This is a genomic window from Alkalibacterium sp. 20 (genome assembly GCF_001885615.1).
In the GTDB taxonomy this organism is placed as follows: Bacteria; Bacillota; Bacilli; order Lactobacillales; family Carnobacteriaceae_A; genus Alkalibacterium.
Genome location: NZ_LSRN01000082.1, coordinates 1 through 2,320, shown reverse-complemented (window position 1 = coordinate 2,320; position 2,320 = coordinate 1). Strand labels below are relative to the sequence as shown.

Sequence of the window (2,320 nt, the reverse complement as noted above, 5' to 3'; positions counted from 1 at the left end):
ATAACGGTTGAGTATGTGAGTAAAAGAAAGAATCAATTGACTGTTTGTAAAGCAATAGAAAAATTAATTTTAGAAAATAATATAAAATATAATATAAAATATAAAATAATTGGAAAAGTATTGGATGAAAAGGTATTTAATTTGATAAAAAAGTATCCTTTTGTAGAATATATTCCGTTTTTATCAAAAGAAGACTTAATTAATGAGTATAGAATCTCTGATATATTTGTGATGCCATCATTAACAGAGACTTTTGGATTAACATATGTAGAGGCAATGAGCCAAGGACTGCCAATTGTATATTCTAAATATCAAGGAATAGATGGTTATTTTGATGATGGAATTGTTGGATTTGGAGTCAATAGTATGGATATAAATGAAATATCATATTGTATTTCTAAAATAATGAAGGATTATGTTAGATTTTCAAATGAATCTACTCAAAATAGTCTTGGGTTTAATTGGGAAGATATAACCGAAAGATATCAACGGATGTATAATGAAATAATATATTTAAATGAATAATTACTGAGATATTGGAGGTTTGTTAATGAATGTTTTGAAGATTTGCTTTATAGTACCCAATTATCCCACGAAACTTGATCCAACCCACACGTTTGTAAGAGAATTAATATGTGAAATTTCCGACTTAGGTATAAGTAGTATTGCTATAGCTCCCCAAAGTATTACTACATCTATAAGAAAAAAGAAACCCATCAGGCAAATTTACTGGGTTGATGAAACGGTAAAAGGGAATAAAATAAATATTTATCAGCCCAAGTATATGTCATTTTCGAAACTTAAAATATTTGGTAACAACATTTCAAATTTACTTTTCGATATGGCAGTGAAAAGAGCGTTCAAAAAAATCGATAATCGCTTTGATTTACTATATGCTCATTTTTGGAATAATAGCGTAGTTGCAAGAGAACTTGCTGAGGAATATAATCTACCAATTTTTGTTGCTACTGGAGAAAGTACAATCTGGATTACGGACATATACAATAAGAAAAAGATTTATGACAGTTTAGATAAAATTACAGGAGTCATCAGCGTATCTAAAAAGAATTTGAACGAAAGCAAAAAAATGAAATTGGTTAAAAGTGATGAGGGTATCGTAATTCCTAATTCGGTGAATCGAGACAAATTTCGTCCAATGAATAAACAGAAAGCACGTCTAGAATTAGGGTTAAATAGTGATTCATTTATTGTTGCATTTACTGGAGCGTTTAATCATAGAAAAGGTGTAAAACGTCTACTAGAAGCAATTGAAAACTTAGAAGATGTCAGAGTTATCTTGATAGGCTCAGGTGATATTGATTCTGCTGGAAGTAAAGTATTGTTTTCTGGACAAGTACCTCACGATATGGTTTCAAAATATCTGAACTGTGCGGATGTATTTGCTTTACCAACACTAGCTGAAGGGTGCTCAAATGCAATTGTTGAGGCGTTAGCATGTGGCTTACCAATTATTTCGTCAAATCTAGAGTTCAATGATGAATTGCTAAATAATGATAACTCTATACGAATAGACCCAAACTCTATAGAAGAATTATCAGAAGCTATTAAAGTTTTAAGAGATGATAAGGAACTCAGACAAAAAAAATCTGATGCAGCATTGCAAACAGCTGAGGAATTTGATATTAGAAATAGAGCAAAAAAAATAATTTCATTTATAAATGATAAGATGACTACAAATGATGTATAAGCTATCTAAACTATTATATTTATTATTCTTGATCTATATGGGGTGGTTTCAAGCGGTTTTTTTTCCAGTTCCCATGATGCCAATAATATTAGGTGGTGGGATGGTCATCTTATTAATATTATCAAAACTAACTAGTAGGAGCAATAATTTATTCGTTATTCCTAAGCCAATAATTATTTGGTTTATCTTCTTTGTATACATTGTTTTTTCGGGTATTATTGTTGCTTATAATTATAATCAAACATTAAAAAGCGCATTTTCATTTATGCAAAACCTTATTCTTATTTTTTTTGTTGTTAATGTAACTAATATTGATGATGATAATTCTTTCTTTATAAAATCATACTTAGGTCTTTCAATACTTATTATGATAACAATGTTATCATTCGGCTATATCGGTGGTGGAGAGAGAATAAGGTTATCTGTTACAACGAATCCTAACGGGGATGCTTTAATGCTGCTTTATGGCGTGTTTTGTTCTTTGATATTAATAAAGGAACGAAAGTTGTTGAATTTTATCTTTACAACGGGTCTAATAGGATTATTCATATATACAATAATCCTAACGGGGTCAAGAAAGTCAGTTGTCGCTGTTTTAATGCTATTGATTCT

3 protein-coding genes are annotated in these 2,320 nt (G+C 29.8%); all 3 read left to right on the top strand.

Features of this window, described 5'->3' with window-relative positions; genetic code table 11:
* On the top strand, window positions 1-525 hold a 525-nt coding region (locus AX762_RS11340; protein WP_218162512.1), incomplete at its 5' end, for a glycosyltransferase family 4 protein.
* A 25-nt stretch (window positions 526-550) separates the two neighbouring features.
* Window positions 551-1,708: a glycosyltransferase family 4 protein gene (locus AX762_RS11335; RefSeq protein WP_083432952.1), complete on the top strand. Its 1,158-nt coding sequence runs from the start codon at window positions 551-553 to the stop codon at window positions 1,706-1,708.
* Window positions 1,698-2,320: hypothetical protein (locus AX762_RS11330; protein ID WP_143139364.1), on the top strand; the 623-nt coding region annotated here is incomplete at its 3' end. The genes AX762_RS11335 and AX762_RS11330, both read left to right, overlap by 11 nt.